Genomic DNA, 1,678 nt, shown 5'->3' with positions numbered 1-1,678 from the left:
GGTGTCAGGTCTCTTAAGAAACAACACCGCCGACGCCTCCCGGCCACGGTGTGGTTCACGCCGCAGCCGGGGTGAGTGTCATGCCCAACTGTTCCGCGCGTTTTGCAAGATTGCGTAGCAGACGGTCCCGATACTGATGCTCGTATTGCTCCTGGCCCTGATCGGTGTATTCCTCGCCCCGGGTGAGCATGGTGTAGACGAGCCGTGCCAGCTTATGTGCCGCCGCAGTGACAGCCTTGGGTTTGTCCATTCGGGCGCATAGCCGGCGGTAATAGGCGCCAAGTGCGGACTTGCTGGCTCGTAAAGAGGCCGCCGCCAGACGCAGCGCCTGTGCCGCCCGGTTGACGACGCGCTTGGTCTTTGCACTCAGAATCTTGCCACCGCTGATTTTTGTCCCCGGACACAAGCCAAGCCAGCTGGTGAAGTGTCGCACGGTCGGAAAGCGCGAGAGGTCGGCGCCGGTTTCCGATACCACCGCCAGCGCGGTGGTAATGTTGATGCCGTCGATCCGCGTCAAGTCCACGCCGCACATCTGAAACAAGCGCGCACGCAGGTCGAACTCGGGCGCGTTGCGCGAACCCTTTCGCTTGCCGCTCTTTTCCGGCAACGCATCATGGCTCTGCAGAAGTCGCAACTGCTGGTCGACTTCGCGATCGCAATCGGCTAACTGGGTGCCGATGAAGTCGAACATCGCGACGCTCTGGCCCAAATCGAACAAATGTTCGCGCCGCCAGTTGCCTTGCAGGCTGCGGGCAATCTCATCTTCACTGGCGTGAATGCGGCCATTTTTCAATGCCGCCAGGGTGTGGCCATCGCGCTCGCCGGCAAGGATGGCGCGCACGATCAGCTGTCCCGTGACACCGACGATGTCGGAGATGACATTGGCCAACTGGATATTCATCTGGGTCAACGCCTTCTGCATACGCTGAACCTGCCTGCCTTGCTCGCGCAACAGCCTGGCACGTTGGCGCCACAGCGAACGCAGCACGCACACCTCGTCGTCCGGACGGAATGCGCCGGCCAGCAAACCATAACTCATCAATTGCTGCAGCCACTGGCAGTCGAGCACATCGGACTTGCGGCCGGAAACGTTCTTGACGTGGCGCGCATTGACCAGCAGCACCTTGAAACCGCGTGCTTCCAGCAGTTCGAACAGCGGTATCCAGTACACGCCGGTCGATTCCATGGCGACGGTATCGACCCGACAGGCCGTGAGCCAGTCAGCCAGGGCATGCAGGTCTTGCGTAAAACTGGGAAATTCACGTACCGGATAGTCATCGCGATCAGGCGGTACCGCCACAAAATGGGCGGCATTGCCGATATCGATACCAGCGGCGTTCGGATAGGCAATCTCCAGAGAGCGATGTTGCCCGCTCGACTTGCCTGTCAATTTTCGGTTGCGTTCTGCCATCGTTAGCTCCATCATTCAGATTGGAATGGGGCGCTGCAGTGGAACGTCGTCGTGCTCACTCTCTTAAACGGGATAGCGGTGTCGGCGGTTCAAAGCGCCCACCCGCTTCACCAATGTCGATGACGTATCCGGGACCACGCTGACATTCGGGCAATTGCACCATTGCTCTATCGGTCTTGCGCAGCGCCTCATTCCACTCTGCCACAAATACCCAATATTTGTTTCTTCGGCGCGATTTTCGGCGGCCCGCCGAATACTACGCTGACA

The 1,678-nt window shown here is 59.5% G+C and carries 1 protein-coding gene; it reads right to left on the bottom strand.

Annotated features, from left to right (window positions below; translation table 11 throughout):
• Positions 1-55: 55 nt before the first annotated feature.
• Positions 56-1,411 (bottom strand): IS110 family RNA-guided transposase, encoded by a 1,356-nt coding sequence (locus F2P45_RS34115; protein ID WP_166882642.1) that lies wholly within the window; start codon positions 1,409-1,411, stop codon positions 56-58.
• Positions 1,412-1,678: the final 267 nt, after the last annotated feature.

This window comes from Massilia mucilaginosa (assembly GCF_011682145.1).
Lineage (GTDB): Bacteria > Pseudomonadota > Gammaproteobacteria > Burkholderiales > Burkholderiaceae_D > Telluria_A > Telluria_A mucilaginosa.
This window is presented reverse-complemented; position numbering and strand designations above follow the sequence as displayed.